The following is a 17,963-nucleotide window of genomic DNA, read 5'->3' on the forward strand; positions in this document are numbered from 1 at the left end:
ACTGTGTATTATTTTCAACCTACCCTTTACCAAAATGTATCTGCTCAGCAGGGAGTATACTTGCCGCTTGGTGAATGGATAGAATAAGCGCAGGCCTGGCGACAATGATACTGAGAAAATGGAGCATACATCAGTCACTGAAACTTCTCCTCAGTTTTAATTTTACTCAACATATGCCAAATGAATCCTTTGAGAATGGAGCTATTTTTCCATGTTTCTTCTTTGCTTTCTCACTTTATGTAAAAAAATTAAAGTCATAATTAATCCAGAAATCGCATAAATTGTAAATCCAACGAATAAAACTAATGAGGGTTCAGCCGCAATAGCTACAAATAAAATGATCATTAGTAATACATACAAAAAAGGAACTTTTCCCTTAAAATCGACTTCCTTAAAACTATAATAACGAATGTTAGAAACCATTAATGTGGACGTTATTAACGATAAGATTGCAGTTAATACCGCAACGAAAATATTTTGCCACTCATTTTGATAGCATAACCATGCAAAAGAAGCCATTACAGCGGCAGAAGGTGGACAAGGCAATCCTTGAAAATATCTTTTATCTGCTGTTTCGAGCTGGGTATTAAAACGAGCCAAACGCAAAGCAACAGCTGCTGTATAAACAAATGCAACTAACCACCCCACTTTCCCTAAGTGACTTAAAAATAAATTATATACTAAAAGTGAAGGAGCCACTCCAAATGTGACCATATCAGATAAACTATCATATTCGGCACCAAATGCGGTCTGCGTGTGAGTTAAACGTGCTATTCGACCATCTAATCCATCTGCAATCATTCCAATAAATATTGCAATGATTGATGCTTCATATTGTCCTTTCATTGATGCAACAAGAGAATAAAATGCGGCAAACAAACTTGCTGTTGTAAACAGATTTGGCAACAAATAAATACCAGAATGACTATCTTTTTCCATTCGTAATAACCTTTAAAAAACCCCTGAATAAAATATCTTGACATAATAGGGATAAAAATTACTTTTGCAAATTATATTTAACACAAATTTATTTCAACAAAATGAATAAATTTCAATACAGCATTAACTATATGATGTTATACTTAGCACACTGTATTTAAATTGCATAGCATCATGGTTGCCGCAGAAAATAAAACTATTATCATTGAAGGAATAACCGATCAAGGAAAAACATTCAGGCCCAGTGACTGGGCGGAACGAATGAGTGGTTCTTTAGCAAGTTTCAAAAATAGTCGTATTCGCTATTCTCCTTTATTGCGCCCAAGTGTAAATAGTGAAGGCTATCAATGCGTTTTGCTTGACCCTAAACTCAAGGAGTCTAGCCCTTTATTATATCAATCAATTCTTGATTTTGCTAAAGCAAATAATCTCAGGATATGTGGAGAAGACTAAAGGATATTAAAAAAAGGCCATGACTTATTTTTAAAGCGTCCAACTCACAAAATTATTCACAACATAGTTCAAAGCAGCTATCGTATTATCAAAATTCATCGCTAAAATTCCTGCGCAAATAAATGCTAATCCTTTTGGCCCATGCCCAGTCCCTGGATGGCTTGAATGTGCTACTAAAACGGAACCACGGACAAACCATAATATCCCTATCGTTTGAATGAGTAATCCCATTGAACTAAATATATTTGACGGATTGTAGGAACTATAAGTTAATATATTCCCTACTCCAAAGGCCGTGTTGGCCATTACGTCCAAAGCAGAAGGCAAATAAAGCAGGAGTGCTCCAAATATTAAATACATCATTGGACCATACATCTTTTCCTGGGAAGACGACTGAGCCCTGTAATCAGCTATTTTTCGTAGTTTGGCAATAGCGGTCATAAAAAATAAAATACCTAGAATATAAGCCCCACCGGTAATAAAATGCTGTACCGGATATAAAGAACGGCTTAAATTGCCTATCATTGTAACGAGATCTGGTGTGTTCATAATATAATTATATGCCGTTAAAACTTATAATGCATAATTTTTGCTTATATTAACTTCATTTCAAGGTTATAATCTCAACCTTTATAATAAAGTTTATACTCATTATGCAAATAAATACTTTTCCCATCACTTTAGTAGAATCCTTTATGATCTCACCTAAAGTAAAACACTTTATTTTCAGTTGCCAGATTTTTCCATATTTTAACTATTCTCCTGGTCAATTTATTACCATTCATTTTGAACATGAAGGTAAAACATTAAAGCGTAGTTATAGTATAGCCAATATCCCTAAACAGGATAATAAAATTGAGATTGCTGCAGGCTATTTTGAAAATGGACCAGGTACTGAATTGCTGTATCATTTAAAACCTGGTGATTCCATACAAGTCAGTGGCCCTTACGGCCGGTTAACGATGAAAGAAGGCCACTTTGGGCGTTTCATCCTGGTAGCCACAAGTACCGGGGTTACTCCATACCGATCAATGCTCCAGGATCTTGGAAATCTCATGAACCAACATCCTGAACTACAGGTAGTTATTCTCCAGGGAGTACAACGACGCGAAGAGATTCTTTATGCTGATGAATTTCGAGATTTCGTTCAAAAATATCCCCAAGCTGCATTCAGACCTTACTTAAGCCGCCAACCCAAAGAGGAATTAGTTGAAAATGAATTCAGCGGCTATGTACAACATGCTTTTCCATCTCTAAACCTTAATCCCGAAAAAGATATTATTTATTTATGTGGAAATCCAGGTATGATTGATGAGGCTTTTAATTCTTTAAAAGATCAAGGTTTTGCCATGCAACAAATTATTCGTGAAAAATATATATCTAGATGATGATCAGGAGCACATTATGAGTTATGAAGAATTATCCAGCACTATGGAACAAATGCTTCAGGTAGGTAAAGGAATTTTAGCTGCCGATGAAAGCAATGCAACTATAGGTAAACGCTTTTCCTCAATTGGTATTGAAAATACTGAAGAAAATCGCAGGGATTATCGATTATTACTTGCCACAACACCCGATTTAGAAAATTATATCAATGGTGTTATTTTATTTGAAGAAACCTTTAACCAGACAGATGAACATGGGACGCCTATTGTTAAATTATTTGCTGATAAAGGTATTGTTCCTGGAATTAAAGTAGACAAAGGGTTAGTCAATTTAGCCAACACAGAACAGGAAAAAGTAACTCAAGGCTTGGATGGCTTGTCAGAGCGTTTGCAGCATTTTAAAAAACTAGGGGCAAAATTTGCTAAATGGCGTAATGTTTATTCTATTTCTGAATATACACCAAGTTTGACCGCAGTAAAAACAGGTGCAGAAAATCTGGCACGTTATGCTGCGGCCTGTCAAGAAGCAGGTATAGTCCCTATTGTTGAACCTGAAGTACTTATGGATGGCAATCACAGTATTGAGCACTGCGCTGAAGTATGCGAAATTGTGCTCCATGAACTATTTCATGCCTTGTTTATTCATCAGGTTGAACTGGAACATATCATCTTAAAACCAAGCATGGTAACCTGTGGCAAAGAAAATCAACCCTTTAGTGAACCCGATGAAGTTGCTGATTACACGATTGGTGTATTCCGTAATAATGTTCCTGCCGCGGTACCCACAATTAATTTCTTATCTGGTGGTCAAACACCCCAACAAGCTACAACGAACTTAAATGCAATCAACAGCATTGATCATCAACCCTGGTTGCTGAGTTTTTCCTTTGGCAGGGCCTTACAAGAAGATTGCTTATCTGCCTGGGGTGGCAAAAGTTCCAACATTGCTACAGCACAAGAAGCATTACTTAATCGCGCCCGTTTGAATAGTTTGGCTTGTATGGGTGAATATAATATCGGGATGGAATAGTTCGTCACCTCCCCGCTTTTTTTGGGGGGTATTTCGTTCAGAAAATGACAACTTCATCCCCCCAAAAATTTCAAGAGATATTCGCTGCTCTTCGCGAAAGCGGAGAGTTCTTTTTTTGAGTGTCATGCGTTTAAATGAATCACGAAAATAGTTACTGAATCGAGGCGAGACTTGGTTGTGGCTACACTGCGTATGACTTTTATTGTTTTTCAAGGCTTGTTGGGACAGGTCTCCTGCAGAACTTCTACAACAGCACGCATCACGCTCTATGGATATGACGATTTTCATTCAAGGTGCAAGGCTTGAGTCCATTTTCTAGCGCAATAAAATCATTTGTTCTGGCTTCACATAGAGCCTTTAGGGCATTTAAATCGGCACCTCGGCACTCCTACTCGTGTATTCGCCCGTCCACGACCGCCGGATGCCGCCCTTAAATATTGCAAAATTAATCCCGAGCTTAGAGCCCTCACAAAACCAAGACTTCTTCTCACCATGATTCAACCCATTATAAAATTGCCTCGATGATTTGGATTGTTCTTTAAATGCAGGAACGGGATAAAAACGTACGTCACTACAGTATTCTTCTACAATATGAATGGGTAATAATCGTTGTGCACCACCAACACCAGTTACCCATTGATTAACAACATTTTTATCAACATACTCCTGAAGTTCTTTAATGATTGTGTTTTCAAAATCAAAATGATGATCTGTCTTCGTTATAGGGTCAGGCATATAATGTTGGTTTACACCATGCAGGGTATACGTCACACCCACATCGCGTATTCAAAACCACTCATATTCTCAAAAGTTCGGCCTGATAAATCCCCTAATTCGCTCTGTCGATAGAGCAAGTCTGGACGTAGCTTAAGCATTCGCTCCACAGCGTATGCTCACCTCGAACAACATGACCTAAAAATCGATTGAGAAGCATTGAGTCGATATGGTTTGATGAGCCAGATTTAAAGGGCTTCTAGGTCGACTTATCGTTTTGCATGAACTGAAATAACTCTTTTGTTGTGAAGTTTTTAGTGATTTTATTTAATAGTACACTCGGTAACTGTATAAATTTACTTTGCATGAGGCTTTCTACAGCGCTGATAAAGCACCACTAGAATTATATTTGATCTTAATGACTTAGTGAATTACAAATATATGTGACATTATTAGTGCCCTTGTTGTATCATTTATATTACAAGGCTACTGATGTATTGCAACTAGGATCCATAGCATTACGGTCATTTAAAGACAGCTCCCCCTAAAAAAACATTTCATTGACTTTTATATTTAACTCTTGTGAATTGAAACTACTTCAATTCAAAACGCGCATAAAGTGGCAAATGATCGGACAGCATTCTCCACGGTTTACCCTGTAAACAAGCTACCTCTTGTACTTTCATACCGCGGAAGTAAACCCGATCAATACACAAGGAGGGCCTAATTGCAGGAAAGGAACGTGCATGTTGCCCTTCAATAGAAACAAACGCCTCCTCTATATTTAAGTAATCAGCCAGTGGCTTGGAAATAATAGTACGCCAATCATTGAAATCACCAGCCATTAATAAAGGTTCATCTTGAGGAACGACATCTTTAATTCGTTGCATTAAAGTATTACATTGCACGTTACGCTCTGCTTTAAATAGACCTAAGTGAACACATAATAAATGAATCGTTACATTATCCAGCTTCAATTGCGCATGCAGTATCCCTCTTGAAGCTCTACGAATATGTGTAAGATTAATATTCTCAAATCGCTCAAAAGCGTACTTACTTAAAATCGCGTTCCCATGATGCCCGGATTGATACACTGCGTTTTTCGCATATACATAATGCGGCCATATGTTTTCGGCTATATATTCAGATTGTGGGGAAGCTGGCCATGCGTTAATCCGCTTTTGTCGCTTTATATGTTCTCCCTGGACTTCTTGCAAAAAAACAAAATCAGGATTTAAACTCGTTATTGCATCACGCATTTTAGGAAGCAAAAAGCGTATGGCGCCCACGCCAAATCCCTTGTGAATATTATAAGTTATTAATGAGATACTACGTTTATCTTGTTGCATGCCTTACCCTGTTCAGGTTTTCTTCTTAGCAGAATTACGAGTCATATTAAAATCGCCATATAGCCTTATCTTAACTGTTTTAAAATGAACTCTTCAATTCATATGGAAAAAACTGTAACCAATGTCCTACAAATCTCCAACCTATCTAATCAATTATAGCTCTACTGCTCTTAGAAGGGATATAATAATAACTACTTAATAAAATATATAAATATTAAATGATATGGACAGACTAAATCTTAAGATTCCTGGCTTTTCTATAGCTTGCAAAGCCTGGGGGAATCCTGAAAAACCAACTATCCTGGCTCTGCACGGCTGGTTAGATAATGCAAATAGTTTCCTGCCTATAGCCCCATACCTTGAGAATGATTTTTATCTTATTGCAGTTGATTTGCCTGGACATGGTCATTCATCACACCTACCTCCAGGATGCCATTATCATTTTTTTGATGGGATTTTTATTGTCATTGAAATACTCAATGCACTACAAATCGATAAAGTCCATTTATTAGGCCACTCTATGGGGGCATGTCTGGCCAGCTTGGTTGGAGGAGTTCTTCCCGAACGCTTCCTTTCACTAATGCTGATTGAAGGCTTAGGTCCGTTTTCCCATCCAGGGGAAACAGCATGTCAACAATTAAGAGAGTATGCCCATTTTCTCACACAAAAAAGCAAAAAATCTAAAGGTTATGATCACTTAGAGAGTGCTGCGCTTGCTCGTGCCTTTAAAGGATATGTCTCCATAGATATCGCAAAAACTCTGTGTGAACGAAGTTTAGTAGAAAAGCAGGGGAGATTTTACTGGCGACATGATCAGCGTTTACTGGCGCGCTCCCCTTTGCGCATGACAGAAATGCAAATTCTTTCTTGCTTAATGGAGATTAAAGCAAAAACTTATTTATTAATAGCAAATCAGGGTTTTTCTTTTGACGCTGAAATTATTCGAGATCGCATTAGGGCTGTAAGAAATTTAACGCTTAAAAAAGTAGATGGTGGACATCATATTCACATGGAACAGCCAGAAGTTGTAAGCCAACTTCTGACCGATTTTATGATAAATACAAATTAATGACACTTGCTATAGTTGATAGCGACGGCTTGTAATGAGCTTTTCACATCATTTAAAGAAAAACCTAAATCTTTAGCTGCGCTTAATACACCACAACCACCTTCATCAAAACTTGAATAGGGTGTCCAATAATCCATATTCGCTTTAACCATAACATCAAAAGCCTTACGAGTATCCCAATTAGGCTTAGTCGCTAATATGTAAAATAAATGGTTGTATACGCCACTTGAATAATGAACGTCCAGGCCACTATAATATTCATCTGCGGTATCGATAGACTCACCGTCACGACTTGGTTTATCCATATAGCGCAAAGCATCATAGCCACTGCTTTCTTTCATTATTTCACCGCCAATTTGCCAGCTACTCTTACCTACTGAGTAATGTTCAGCTGCTTGGGCTGCCATATCAGAAAAAGACTCATTCATTCCACCAGATTGGCCGTAATATTCGAGACCTGAATGCTGCTCTGTAAATCCATGGCTAATTTCATGAGCACCAACACCGAGAGAAACCAAAGGATACATCATCCTGTCACCACAACCAAAAGTCATTTGCTCTCCATCCCAATAAGCATTTTCATAACCATCGCCATAGTGAACGCGCATGACTAATTGCATTGGAGATCCATTAGAATTAGAAAGAACATTTACGCCATACCAGTCAGTATACATATGTTTGATTACATATCCTGCATATAATGCATCATTTGATGGAGAAAGTGCTCCATTATCTTCACGATACCCGGTGGAATAAATATCAGAGTCAGTTGTTGAGCAGGCAAATGACATCGCAGCTTTGACAGAACTGTATTTGTGTTTCATATCAATGACTTTTACAGATTCATTTTCCATGTAGCATGTAGCATTGTTTGCATCACGAGTTAGATCCAAATAAGGAAAGTCCTTACCGAACTCGTAATAACCCATTTTCTTATTTCCTCCGAAACCAGAACCTTTTACAGAAACTCTCTCTGTTTTAATATCATTCCATTGTACAAAAGGTTGCTGAGTTCGAGCATCAATAATTGCTGTTGGACGTTCTGGAGCTTTATCTAGATGATTAACACGAATACTTACCTTGTAAGCCCAGTGTGCTTGATTATCTTTATCGATATATACCATAGGAATGACTTTTTCATCACCTACATTTTGATTAGCATATTTGGCTTTGAATTGCTGTAGTGCTTTATCTGCATTTTGCACAAAAGAAGCGTCTGGCTGGCCTAATTCAGTTTGCAACCCCTGATAAACAACACCATTCATCTCAACTGTAGACTGAGTAGTGGCGGCTAATGACTTTGCTGTATTCATGCTATGCATGATTGCATAACCACCATAAACTGGAAATCCTACATATTTTTGTTGCATACGGACATGAGTAACTTTATTTCGATCGGTATGCTCACTTACGAAGCTCAAGCTATCTTTAGCAACAGCAACACCTTGTGTTGATAAAGCAAATTTTTGCTTTACTTCCGAAAAGGATGCGTTTTGTAAAAGTATGGGGTCTGCAGCTTTCGCGGGAGATACCATTCCTAGGGCCAGAGCAACAGCTAAGGGAGATAAATAGTAATTATGATGCATTGAAATCCACTCCTTTTTGCAACTTAATTGAAAATATTGAAGCAACCCATGTTCTGCTGAATCCAATATATCCTTAAAAGCAAGTTATAAAGCTTGAATGAATTCAACAGGGAGTTACACCTACAAAATACAACTGACAAATCTAAAACCCAACCAAACTAGCATAATTTTAGATTTTTTGAAATTATTATTTCATGCTTGTTGATAATACCAGGCAGCTAGAGCACTTAACCCTAGAAGAAATAATGCAATGGATAACGGCAGCTGTCCCTGCACCTTAGTAATGGCAATTATGCCGCTGGTTAATGCGGCGGTAAAATCTTGCATACTAACGTATAAGGCAGCCACTGTTCCTGCAATTTGAGGGAAAGGAAGAAAAACTCCTGCAAAAGCGTTAATGAAAGTAAAGCCTGCACCCATACTAAATAAAGTAATGGGAATCATGATACTTAATACATGCATTATACCTAATAATGCAAAGACAAACATTAACAACCCACCGCCAATCATTAGCAACACACCAAGAAACAACAGGTAGGATACATCCTTGATCATAATTAACTGGCTGTTAATAATGCCACTAAGGCAAATCGCCCCGGCTATGAAAATTGACAATTGCCCATATTCTAAAGGGGTTAATCCCAATACATTCTGGAATAAAAACGGAGCGATAGTAATATAGGCAACTAAACCCGAACAAGCAAAACAAGCACAAAGCGTATATCCCAAGAAAATTCTAGACCTTAATAAACTATAATAATTCTCATATAGAACATTTACTTTTGTTGCATTAGGATTAAGGTTTTTATTTGTTTCAGGCAAAGCCAGTAAAATAAAAATCCAAAAAGACAACCCTACAATAAAGATAAATAAAAAATTTGCTCTCCACCCAAAATATTCCTGAATAAATCCTCCCCATATTGGTGAAGCAACTAATAATACAGTACTGACCACTCCAACATAAGAACTGATTTTTGATAAATACTGATCTTTAAAAAGGTCACTCATTAGAGAGCGTCCGACTGAACTACAAGAACCGATGCCAAATCCTTGTAAAAAGCGCCCAAAAGTTAAAATCATAACTGATGGTGCAAGAAAACAACACAAACTACCTAAGATACTTATCCCTATACCATAGATAAGGGGAAGCCTACGGCCAATTTTATCAGATAAGGGACCAAAAAATAGATGAGAACTCCCCAGTCCAAACAGAAAAAGAAAGAGCGTGTATTGAATTGATGATTCTGAGCTATGAAAATATTTAGTAATTGCAGGTAATGATGGAACATATTGATCTATAGAGATTTGTACCAATATCATCATCATGAAAATGACAAAATAAATTTCTGGTTGTACTTTTGGTACGTCTAACCGTTGTTTGCATCTTTCCTGCATCAAAAATCCTATGCGTTCTTTCATTTTTGAAACTAAAAAAACAGTTAAGTCCGCAGTGAGTTCGATATAAGGGAGCGCTTGACAGCGCTGAATTTTTGTTTAATCAGTAGCCAGAATTACTGTGAATAACTAATCTAAACAATCCTGCTGGCTTTATGCCCTTGCCTGGATAAACACAATTACTTTTTAGGCTTAAAATCAAAACACTGCTTTGTTTCAATAAAGTCTAGGTTAATGCAGTAAAGCAAGCAACTTTTTCTCTAAATATTAAGATATAAAATATAAAAACAGCAGAGAACATGTAGATATCCTCGGAGATATATAGACAACATTACAGAGATCAGGCAAAATCTGCCAAAATTATCGATTTAGACTAAAACATGAAAAAAATTCTGGTGTTACATGGACCTAATTTAAATCTCTTGGGAACACGAGAACCTTCCATTTATGGAGGTACAACGCTGGAACATATCAATAACCGTTTAACTACAGAATCAACCAAAGCAGGGTTTGCGCTGCAATGTTATCAAAGTAATTCTGAAGCGGATTTAATTCAATCGATTCATCAAGCAAGTACTAATAAAATCGATTATATAATTTTCAATCCCGCAGGATTTACTCATACCAGTATAGCCTTAAGGGATGCATTGAGTGCTGTTGCAATTCCGTTTATTGAAGTACATATCAGTAATATTTATTCCCGCGAAACTTTTCGTCACCACTCTTATTTTTCTGATATAGCCATAGGTATTATCAGTGGCTTAGGTGTACAAGGGTATTCGTTAGCATTAACCTCAATTATTGAAAGAGAAGCAAATAATGGACATTCGTAAAATCAGAAAATTAATCGAATTGCTGGAAGAAACGGGCATTTCAGAAATTGAAATAAAAGAAGGTGAAGAATCACTTAGGCTCAGTCGCCACAGCAGTATTCCTGTTGTAGAGCATCCACAGGTACATTATGCTGTACCCCCAGTACCACAAGCCGCATCACTTCCCGTTGGATCTACTTCTAATTCTACTGCAGGAACTACGCCCCAAGAAAGTAAGTCGACTGCATCCACAACTTCTGGCCACCAAATTAATTCACCTATGGTAGGGACGATGTATACCTCACCCTCACCAGAAAGCCCTCCTTTTGTCACTATTGGCCAAACAGTCAAGGCAGGTGATGTTTTATGTATCGTTGAAGCAATGAAAATGTTTAATGAAATTGAAGCAGATCGGGCTGGTAAAATCGTAGAAATTTTAGTCAATAATGGAGAACCTGTAGAATACGGCCAGGTTTTATTTATTATAGAATGAGGATGCATACATGCTCAGTAAAATTGTTATTGCCAATAGAGGCGAAATTGCTCTTCGCATCTTGCGTGCCTGTAAAGAGCTTGGCATTCAGACAGTAGCCGTACATTCAGACGTAGACAAAGATTTATTACATGTTCGTCTCGCTGATGAAACGGTTTGCATTGGACCTGCTCCAGCACAAAAAAGCTACCTGAATATCCCTGCTATTATTTCTGCTGCTGAAATTACTGATGCCGTAGCCATTCATCCTGGTTATGGTTTTCTCTCAGAAAACGCTGATTTCGCAGACATCGTAGAAAAAAGTGGATTTCATTTTATTGGTCCGAGAGGTGAAACAATTCGTCTCATGGGAGATAAAGTATCCGCAATTAATGCCATGAGAGCCGCGGGAGTTCCTTGTGTTCCTGGATCAGATGGTCCCTTAACTGATGATGATCATAAAAATTTAGAAATTGGCCGAAAGGTTGGCTATCCTGTTATTATCAAAGCAGCAGGAGGTGGAGGTGGGCGTGGTATGCGTGTTGTCCATAGTGAGTCCCACCTTCTCAATGCGATTGCACTAACACGCAGTGAAGCTAAAGCAGCATTTAATAACCCTGTCGTTTATATGGAAAAATTCCTGGAAAATCCTCGTCACGTCGAATTCCAGGTTTTGGGTGACGGAAAGGGTAATGCAATTCACCTTGGTGAGCGCGATTGTTCCATGCAAAGGCGCCATCAAAAAGTAGTAGAAGAAGCGCCTGCTCCGGGGATTAGTCCCGAGCTTAGAGATAAAATAGGCGCTTCAGTAGTTAAAGCGTGCCAGGATTTGAAATATCGTGGTGCAGGAACCTTTGAATTTCTCTATCAGGATGGCTGTTTTTATTTTATCGAAATGAATACGCGAATCCAGGTTGAGCATCCAGTAACTGAAATGATCACTGGGATTGATTTGATTAAAGAACAAATCAAAATTGCAAGTGATCAACCTTTTACACTGACTCAACAAGATATTCACTTACGCGGTCATGCAATTGAATGTAGAATTAATGCAGAAGATGCTAAAACGTTTATGCCTTCACCAGGAACAATAAAATTATTACATCAACCAGGTGGTCCAGGCATTCGTTTTGATTCACATATTTACAGCAGTTATAAGGTACCCTCCAATTATGACTCGATGATCGGTAAACTCATCAGTTATGGAAACACCCGTGCTGAGGCAATTGCAAGAATGCGCAATGCACTGGATGAAATTATCATTGATGGAATAAAAACAAATATCGAATTACATCAACGCATTTTTCATGATCAATCTTTCATTGCTGGTGGCACAAATATCCACTATTTGGAAAAAATGCTTAAGGGCTAATTACTATGTGGTTTCAATTAAAAGTAGAACATTGTCCTAGTCAGGAAATTGAACAACTGAGTGATCAGTTAGAAAATTTTGGCGCATTATCCATAATGCTTACTGATAAAAACGACAATCCTGTTCTTGAGCCAGAACCAGGAACCACTCCTTTATGGCCTGAGGTCATTATCCATGCTTTATTCGCAGAAGCATTTCAAGCGCAATATACTCGCGACCAGTTGATCCAAACTTATCCTGCATTAGCATGTACTTTAGAAGTTTTGGAGGATAGGGATTGGGAAAGAGCATGGATGGATGATTTTAAACCTCAGCGTTATGGACAACGTTTATGGATCTGCCCTACCTGGTCAACTCCACCAGAACCAAATGCAGTTAATTTAATGCTCGATCCAGGCTTGGCTTTTGGTACAGGAACCCATCCTACCACAGCGTTATGTTTAACCTGGCTTGAGCAAGCAAACCTAAGCAATAAATCAATTATTGATTATGGTTGTGGTTCAGGAATTCTTTCTCTGGCGGCATTAAAATTAGGAGCCAAGGAAGTATATGCTGTTGATATTGATCCACAAGCGTTGCAAGCCACCAATAATAATGCCTTAACGAATCAACTAGGAGAGCATCAACTATTGGTGAGTTTACCTGATGCATTACAACATCCTGTAGATTTGATCATCGCTAATATTTTGTTAGCGCCGCTACTCACCTTGAAAGAACGTTTTCATCGTCTTTTAAAGAACGAAGGAATACTAATCGTATCAGGAATACTCGAAGAGCAAACTTCTGAAATTATAAAAACTTATGATTCCATGTTTGCTCTTTTACATCAAGAAAAGCTTAATGGGTGGTCATTATTAGCTTTTGTACGAAAGTAATATGATTTTTAATGCAGTATCGGGATCGGTTTCCCTTTTGCTTGCCTATTTGGACGGGATAGTAGAAATGGAAACATGCCCTATAAGTAAAAAGGTAGCTACCAATGAGCGCAGCACAAAAATATTCTACTTTTAAACCTAAAAGAGCGTTGCTTAGTGTTTCCGATAAAAGAGGAATAGTTGAACTTGGCAAGGTCCTTCATCAACATGGAGTAGAACTTATTGCAACAGGTAATACTTCTGCCTTGCTTAAAGAACACCAATTACCGGTGACAGATGTCAGTGAATGCACAGGCTTCCCAGAGATGCTTGATGGTAGGGTTAAAACGTTACACCCCGCAATACATGCAGGATTGCTTGCCCGCAAAAATAAAGATGAGGAAACATTACAAAAGCACTCCATTAAAACAATTGATCTACTCATTATTAATTTATATCCATTTGAACAAACCATTAGCCGCCCTGATTGTAATTTTAATGCTGCAATTGAAAATATTGATATTGGGGGTCCGGCTATGATTCGCTCCGCAGCAAAAAATCATGCACACACTTTTGTCGTAGTAAAGCCAGAAGACTATGCGGAGCTTATTGATTACATCAATTCCAAGAAAGTACCTTTGGACTGGGGATTTACCTTAGCTAAAAAAGCTTTTGCGCATACGGCAGCTTATGATGCAGCAATCGCTAATTATCTGACTACTTTAGATGGACAATATACTCCCTCTGGGTTTCCAGAAGTACTTACATGTCAATTCAATAAGATTACTGATCTACGTTATGGAGAAAATCCACATCAACAAGCTGTTTTTTATGGAGATAAAAATGCCGCAGCTGGTTCCCTTGGCGGAGCCCAATTAATTCAAGGCAAGCAACTATCCTATAATAACATTTTGGATGCTGATGCAGCTTTAGATTGCGTTAAATCATTTGCCCACGATAAACCAGTTTGTGCCATTATAAAACATGCTAATCCTTGTGGGGTTGCTTTAGGGGACAGCCTCCTTAATGCCTATCTTAAAGCGTACCAATGTGATCCAGCATCAGCTTATGGTGGCATTATTGCTTTTAACCAAACAATAGATGGTGAGACAGCAAGAGCAATCCTCGAAAAACAGTTTGTAGAGGTAATTATTGCTCCACAGATAAGTGATGAAGCAAAAAAAACTTTCGCCAGCAAAGAAAATATTCGTGTCTTAATAACGGGAGTATGGCAACCGGATAATGCTTTCAGTTTAAATATGAAAAAAGTAGATGGGGGTTTACTGGTACAAGAGCATGACTCTCTGGCTTTAGGAAGTTATGCATTAAAAACTGTAACTCGAATCATGCCATCCGAACAACAAATGAATGATTTGATGTTTGCATGGCTCGTAGCAAAACACGTGAAATCTAATGCGATTGTGTATGCCAAGGATGCTGCAACTATCGGCTTGGGAGGTGGCCAGACGAGTCGAGTAATGAGTGCTCGTATTGGTCTTTGGCAAGCAACCCAAATGGGATTTGATCCTCATGGCGCAGTGATGGCCTCCGACGCATTCATCCCTTTTCCTGATACGGTAGAAATTGCCGCAAAAGCGGGGATCTCTGCCATTATCCAACCAGGAGGCTCAATCAGAGATGCGCACGTGATTGCGTGTGCTGAAGAGCATGGGGTTATTATGGTATTTACTGGAGTTCGTCATTTTAAACATTGATGCATCCAATTAAAGAATATTATGAATCAACTCCATAAGTTACTTAGTTACCCGTGATTCAAAAAAGCGCATGAGTTTCTTTGGACATGCGCGGAATCAAAATTCATCTATATGGAATCATAAATGGATAAGACCCTCGTAATTACTGGCATCAGCCGCGGAATAGGATTAGAAACGGCTCGAATTTTCTTGGAAAATGGCTGGCATGTCATCGGAACCTCAACCCATGGCGAAACCCCTTTAAATCATAAAAACTTAAAAATTTACAAACTTGATTTAAAGAATTCACAACAAATTAACCATTTTGCAGAAAAACTACCAAAATTTGATGTGTTAATTAATAATGCCGCCGTACTTCTTGAGAATTGGAATCAAGAAAAAATCAATCTGGAGCAATTAAAAGAAACTTTTGCAGTAAATGTATTTGGTACAATTGAATTAACCGAAAAATGCATCCCGAAGTTACATACCAATGCGCAAATTGTTAATATATCATCGGGCTGGGGAACTTTTAGTTCAAATGATTCTGCATATCAACCACACTACAAAATGTCAAAAACATGTGTAAATATGTATACGGTACTTTTGACAAAAAGATTGCCCAAAATCACTATTTCTAGTTTTGATCCGGGATGGGTCAAAACTCAGATGGGAAAAAACAATGCACCAAAACTACCTTCAGAAGCAGCGCTGGAAATTTATAATCTAGTCAATAAGAAAAAGGTAAGCGGTTCTTTTTGGCACGAAGGAACAATAAGAGATTGGTAATTTATAACTTATAAAAAGAATAGAAGGGATATCAACATTCAAAATTCATTTCCGTTTTTTAGAGAAAATTTTTTAGACTTAAACATTATGCTCTTGATCAATAAGAATAAACAAACCAAAATAGACACAAATATATTTGTCCTCAGGAGTTAGGATGATCCACGACACGGAACTTAGTGAATTACTTAAAGCAATAGCTGAAAAAAGTTTGCAAATAATTTCAGATATACAAAAAACTCCCCTACAGCTCTCCATTATCATCAATCAATACATTGAATTAACAGAACACTTTCAAAATGTGATGAGTATTCTTTTAAAAAATCCAGAAAAAATCTGGCAAATGCAGCTTGCTTATTGGCAAGATGCGTTCAATTTAGCACAAATCCAATTAGAACATTGGTTAGAAGGAAAACCGATGCCTATTGATGACCCTCGCTTTAGAGAAGAGGACTGGTTGAACAATCCATTTTTCAACATGATGCTCCAGCATTATCTTTTGGCCAGCCAGCACATGAATAATTTATTTAAAACAGTAGAATACCCCGATCAAAATACGGCAAAACGTCTGCAATTTTTTACCAGACAATATCTGGATGCTTTATCTCCAGCAAATTTTCTCCACACTAATCCTCAAATAATGGATGAAACCTTAAAAAGCCGTGGAAAAAATTTGTTGCGTGGATTACATAATCTACTTTCAGACCTGGAGGTAGGTTCCTCACGATTAATGATTAAAATGACCGATATGGAGGCTTTTAAACTTGGTGAGAATCTGGCGATAACACCCGGAAAAGTTATTTTTCGCAACAACATGATGGAACTGATTCAATACACACCGCAAACCACTAAAGTTAAATCAATACCCCTTCTCATCATTCCACCTTGGATTAACAAATATTACATCCTGGATTTAAGCCCTCATAATTCGTTAGTACGCTGGTTAGTAAAACAAGGAATTACAGTATTTATGATTTCCTGGGTTAATCCAGATGCCAGCTTCTCTCATAAAAGTTTATATGATTATTTAAACGAAGGGCCAATAACAGCAATTAAAATCATTCAAAAACAACTGCATGTTAATCAAGTCAACACGATGGGATTTTGCATTGGTGGGACACTTCTCTCTATGCTTCTTGCTTACAATAAAGCATGCCAAGATAATTCGATTCACAGCGCAACATTTTTAGCGTCAATGATTGATTTTAGTGATCCTGGCGACATTTCAGTATTTATAGATGAACAACAAATAATAAAACTTGAAGACGAAATGAAGTCCAAAGGTTATCTTGCTGGAAAATTTATGGCATCAAGCTTTAATTCACTTCGCGCCAATGACTTAATTTGGTCATTTTTTATTAAAAATTATTTGCGTGGCAAAAATCCAGTTCCTTTCGATATATTATATTGGAATTCAGACTGTACAAATATGCCAGCAACGATGCATTCACAATATTTAAGATGGATGTATTTACATAATAATTTGTCAAAACCAGGTAAAATTCATCTTAACCATATTCCAATTGACGTTACTCGCGTTGATATACCCACTTTTTTCCTCTCAACAGAAAAAGATCATATCGCCCCATGGAAAACTACCTATATCGGTTTCCAACTTATGAAAGGGCCCAAACGTTTTGTTCTAGGAGGATCAGGACATATAGCAGGGATTATTAATGCACCCGAAGCAAAAAAATACGGCTATAAAGTAAATGATCATTCACCTCCAAATGCCGATCAATGGTTGGAACAAGCAACAGAACACCCAGGCTCTTGGTGGCCCGAATGGTTAAAATGGTTAAAATCACATTCTGGCAAACTCATACCCGCCCCTGTTTTTGAACAATTACCATTAACACCATTAATGGATGCACCGGGGAACTATGTTTTGAAAAAATAAGGTATTAGATCAAACTTAAATTACCGGTGCAAAGAACCATGACGGCAAAAATGTAGATGCAACTACTTGCGAGCGCATGAGAACTGTAAATCATACACAGTCCCACAAAAGCGGGAGATCTATTAAAGTTTATGCTGCAAACTGAAATCTTTA

Annotated in this window: 17 protein-coding genes; 11 read left to right on the plus strand and 6 right to left on the minus strand. The window is 37.7% G+C overall.

The window, feature by feature from the left end; genetic code table 11:
- Positions 1 to 201 precede the first annotated feature (201 nt).
- Positions 202 to 939, minus strand: coding sequence for a CDP-diacylglycerol--serine O-phosphatidyltransferase (gene pssA, locus EKG34_RS09425; RefSeq protein ID WP_003635288.1), 738 nt, complete (start codon positions 937 to 939; stop codon positions 202 to 204).
- Positions 940 to 1,113: 174 nt separating this feature from the next.
- Here pssA and EKG34_RS09430 point away from each other — a divergent pair, with 174 nt between their 5' ends.
- Positions 1,114 to 1,392, plus strand: a complete 279-nt coding sequence (locus tag EKG34_RS09430; protein ID WP_003635287.1) for a DUF3579 domain-containing protein — start codon at positions 1,114 to 1,116, stop codon at positions 1,390 to 1,392.
- 30 nt (positions 1,393 to 1,422) lie between these two features.
- Here the strand turns inward: EKG34_RS09430 and EKG34_RS09435 are convergent, their stop codons facing one another.
- Positions 1,423 to 1,941, minus strand: a complete 519-nt coding sequence (locus EKG34_RS09435) for a hypothetical protein (protein WP_003635284.1) — start codon at positions 1,939 to 1,941, stop codon at positions 1,423 to 1,425.
- Between the two features lie 104 nt (positions 1,942 to 2,045).
- Here EKG34_RS09435 and EKG34_RS09440 point away from each other — a divergent pair, with 104 nt between their 5' ends.
- Positions 2,046 to 2,780, plus strand: coding sequence for a ferredoxin--NADP reductase (locus tag EKG34_RS09440; RefSeq protein WP_003635281.1), 735 nt, complete (start codon positions 2,046 to 2,048; stop codon positions 2,778 to 2,780).
- Positions 2,781 to 2,796: 16 nt separating this feature from the next.
- Positions 2,797 to 3,807, plus strand: a complete 1,011-nt coding sequence (locus EKG34_RS09445; RefSeq protein WP_003635278.1) for a class I fructose-bisphosphate aldolase — start codon at positions 2,797 to 2,799, stop codon at positions 3,805 to 3,807.
- Positions 3,808 to 4,173: 366 nt separating this feature from the next.
- Here the strand turns inward: EKG34_RS09445 and EKG34_RS09450 are convergent, their stop codons facing one another.
- Together EKG34_RS09450 and EKG34_RS09455 are read right to left on the minus strand one after the other, a co-directional pair.
- Positions 4,174 to 4,542: a hypothetical protein gene (locus tag EKG34_RS09450; RefSeq protein ID WP_003635276.1), complete on the minus strand. Its 369-nt coding sequence runs from the start codon at positions 4,540 to 4,542 to the stop codon at positions 4,174 to 4,176.
- Positions 4,543 to 5,114: 572 nt separating this feature from the next.
- Positions 5,115 to 5,870 (minus strand): endonuclease/exonuclease/phosphatase family protein, encoded by a 756-nt coding sequence (locus EKG34_RS09455; RefSeq protein WP_003635272.1) that lies wholly within the window; start codon positions 5,868 to 5,870, stop codon positions 5,115 to 5,117.
- Positions 5,871 to 6,093: 223 nt separating this feature from the next.
- Here EKG34_RS09455 and EKG34_RS09460 point away from each other — a divergent pair, with 223 nt between their 5' ends.
- Positions 6,094 to 6,939: an alpha/beta fold hydrolase gene (locus EKG34_RS09460; RefSeq protein ID WP_003635271.1), complete on the plus strand. Its 846-nt coding sequence runs from the start codon at positions 6,094 to 6,096 to the stop codon at positions 6,937 to 6,939.
- Here EKG34_RS09460 and proA read toward each other — a convergent pair.
- Positions 6,936 to 8,525, minus strand: a complete 1,590-nt coding sequence (proA, locus tag EKG34_RS09465; protein ID WP_003635269.1) for a zinc metalloprotease ProA — start codon at positions 8,523 to 8,525, stop codon at positions 6,936 to 6,938. The two genes, EKG34_RS09460 and proA, sit on opposite strands and share 4 nt — an antisense overlap.
- A 192-nt stretch (positions 8,526 to 8,717) precedes the next feature.
- Entirely contained in the window at positions 8,718 to 9,920 is a 1,203-nt protein-coding gene (locus EKG34_RS09470; RefSeq protein ID WP_003635264.1) for a multidrug effflux MFS transporter, read from the minus strand.
- 380 nt (positions 9,921 to 10,300) lie between these two features.
- Here EKG34_RS09470 and aroQ point away from each other — a divergent pair, with 380 nt between their 5' ends.
- From aroQ to EKG34_RS09505, 7 genes are all read left to right on the plus strand, one after another.
- Complete coding sequence (aroQ, locus tag EKG34_RS09475) at positions 10,301 to 10,753, plus strand: type II 3-dehydroquinate dehydratase (RefSeq protein WP_003635263.1); 453 nt, start codon at positions 10,301 to 10,303, stop codon at positions 10,751 to 10,753.
- Positions 10,740 to 11,225 (plus strand): acetyl-CoA carboxylase biotin carboxyl carrier protein, encoded by a 486-nt coding sequence (gene accB / locus EKG34_RS09480; RefSeq protein WP_003635261.1) that lies wholly within the window; start codon positions 10,740 to 10,742, stop codon positions 11,223 to 11,225. The genes aroQ and accB overlap by 14 nt, the downstream gene beginning before the upstream one ends.
- A gap of 10 nt (positions 11,226 to 11,235) precedes the next feature.
- Positions 11,236 to 12,576 (plus strand): acetyl-CoA carboxylase biotin carboxylase subunit, encoded by a 1,341-nt coding sequence (accC, locus tag EKG34_RS09485; RefSeq protein WP_003635258.1) that lies wholly within the window; start codon positions 11,236 to 11,238, stop codon positions 12,574 to 12,576.
- Between the two features lie 5 nt (positions 12,577 to 12,581).
- Entirely contained in the window at positions 12,582 to 13,451 is an 870-nt protein-coding gene (prmA, locus tag EKG34_RS09490) for a 50S ribosomal protein L11 methyltransferase (protein ID WP_003635256.1), read from the plus strand.
- A gap of 104 nt (positions 13,452 to 13,555) precedes the next feature.
- Positions 13,556 to 15,145 carry a bifunctional phosphoribosylaminoimidazolecarboxamide formyltransferase/IMP cyclohydrolase gene (purH, locus tag EKG34_RS09495; RefSeq protein ID WP_003635255.1) on the plus strand — a complete coding sequence of 530 codons (1,590 nt, stop codon included), beginning with the start codon at positions 13,556 to 13,558 and terminating at the stop codon, positions 15,143 to 15,145.
- A gap of 123 nt (positions 15,146 to 15,268) precedes the next feature.
- Positions 15,269 to 15,913 (plus strand): SDR family NAD(P)-dependent oxidoreductase, encoded by a 645-nt coding sequence (locus tag EKG34_RS09500; RefSeq protein WP_003635252.1) that lies wholly within the window; start codon positions 15,269 to 15,271, stop codon positions 15,911 to 15,913.
- Positions 15,914 to 16,067: 154 nt separating this feature from the next.
- Positions 16,068 to 17,810: a PHA/PHB synthase family protein gene (locus EKG34_RS09505; RefSeq protein WP_003635251.1), complete on the plus strand. Its 1,743-nt coding sequence runs from the start codon at positions 16,068 to 16,070 to the stop codon at positions 17,808 to 17,810.
- Positions 17,811 to 17,963 lie beyond the last annotated feature (153 nt).

It is taken from the genome of Legionella longbeachae (assembly GCF_004283175.1).
In the GTDB taxonomy this organism is placed as follows: Bacteria; Pseudomonadota; Gammaproteobacteria; order Legionellales; family Legionellaceae; genus Legionella; species Legionella longbeachae.

What these genes read in the sequence shown, in the direction of transcription:
- pssA (WP_003635288.1), bottom strand. Translation starts at nt 939, where the DNA reads ATGGAAAAAGATAGTCATTCTGGTATTTATTTGTTGCCAAATCTGTTT.
- EKG34_RS09430 (WP_003635287.1), top strand. Translation starts at nt 1,114, where the DNA reads ATGGTTGCCGCAGAAAATAAAACTATTATCATTGAAGGAATAACCGAT.
- EKG34_RS09435 (WP_003635284.1), bottom strand. Translation starts at nt 1,941, where the DNA reads ATGAACACACCAGATCTCGTTACAATGATAGGCAATTTAAGCCGTTCT.
- EKG34_RS09440 (WP_003635281.1), top strand. Translation starts at nt 2,046, where the DNA reads ATGCAAATAAATACTTTTCCCATCACTTTAGTAGAATCCTTTATGATC.
- EKG34_RS09445 (WP_003635278.1), top strand. Translation starts at nt 2,797, where the DNA reads ATGAGTTATGAAGAATTATCCAGCACTATGGAACAAATGCTTCAGGTA.
- EKG34_RS09450 (WP_003635276.1), bottom strand. Translation starts at nt 4,542, where the DNA reads ATGCCTGACCCTATAACGAAGACAGATCATCATTTTGATTTTGAAAAC.
- EKG34_RS09455 (WP_003635272.1), bottom strand. Translation starts at nt 5,870, where the DNA reads ATGCAACAAGATAAACGTAGTATCTCATTAATAACTTATAATATTCAC.
- EKG34_RS09460 (WP_003635271.1), top strand. Translation starts at nt 6,094, where the DNA reads ATGGACAGACTAAATCTTAAGATTCCTGGCTTTTCTATAGCTTGCAAA.
- proA (WP_003635269.1), bottom strand. Translation starts at nt 8,525, where the DNA reads ATGCATCATAATTACTATTTATCTCCCTTAGCTGTTGCTCTGGCCCTA.
- EKG34_RS09470 (WP_003635264.1), bottom strand. Translation starts at nt 9,920, where the DNA reads ATGCAGGAAAGATGCAAACAACGGTTAGACGTACCAAAAGTACAACCA.
- aroQ (WP_003635263.1), top strand. Translation starts at nt 10,301, where the DNA reads ATGAAAAAAATTCTGGTGTTACATGGACCTAATTTAAATCTCTTGGGA.
- accB (WP_003635261.1), top strand. Translation starts at nt 10,740, where the DNA reads ATGGACATTCGTAAAATCAGAAAATTAATCGAATTGCTGGAAGAAACG.
- accC (WP_003635258.1), top strand. Translation starts at nt 11,236, where the DNA reads ATGCTCAGTAAAATTGTTATTGCCAATAGAGGCGAAATTGCTCTTCGC.
- prmA (WP_003635256.1), top strand. Translation starts at nt 12,582, where the DNA reads ATGTGGTTTCAATTAAAAGTAGAACATTGTCCTAGTCAGGAAATTGAA.
- purH (WP_003635255.1), top strand. Translation starts at nt 13,556, where the DNA reads ATGAGCGCAGCACAAAAATATTCTACTTTTAAACCTAAAAGAGCGTTG.
- EKG34_RS09500 (WP_003635252.1), top strand. Translation starts at nt 15,269, where the DNA reads ATGGATAAGACCCTCGTAATTACTGGCATCAGCCGCGGAATAGGATTA.
- EKG34_RS09505 (WP_003635251.1), top strand. Translation starts at nt 16,068, where the DNA reads ATGATCCACGACACGGAACTTAGTGAATTACTTAAAGCAATAGCTGAA.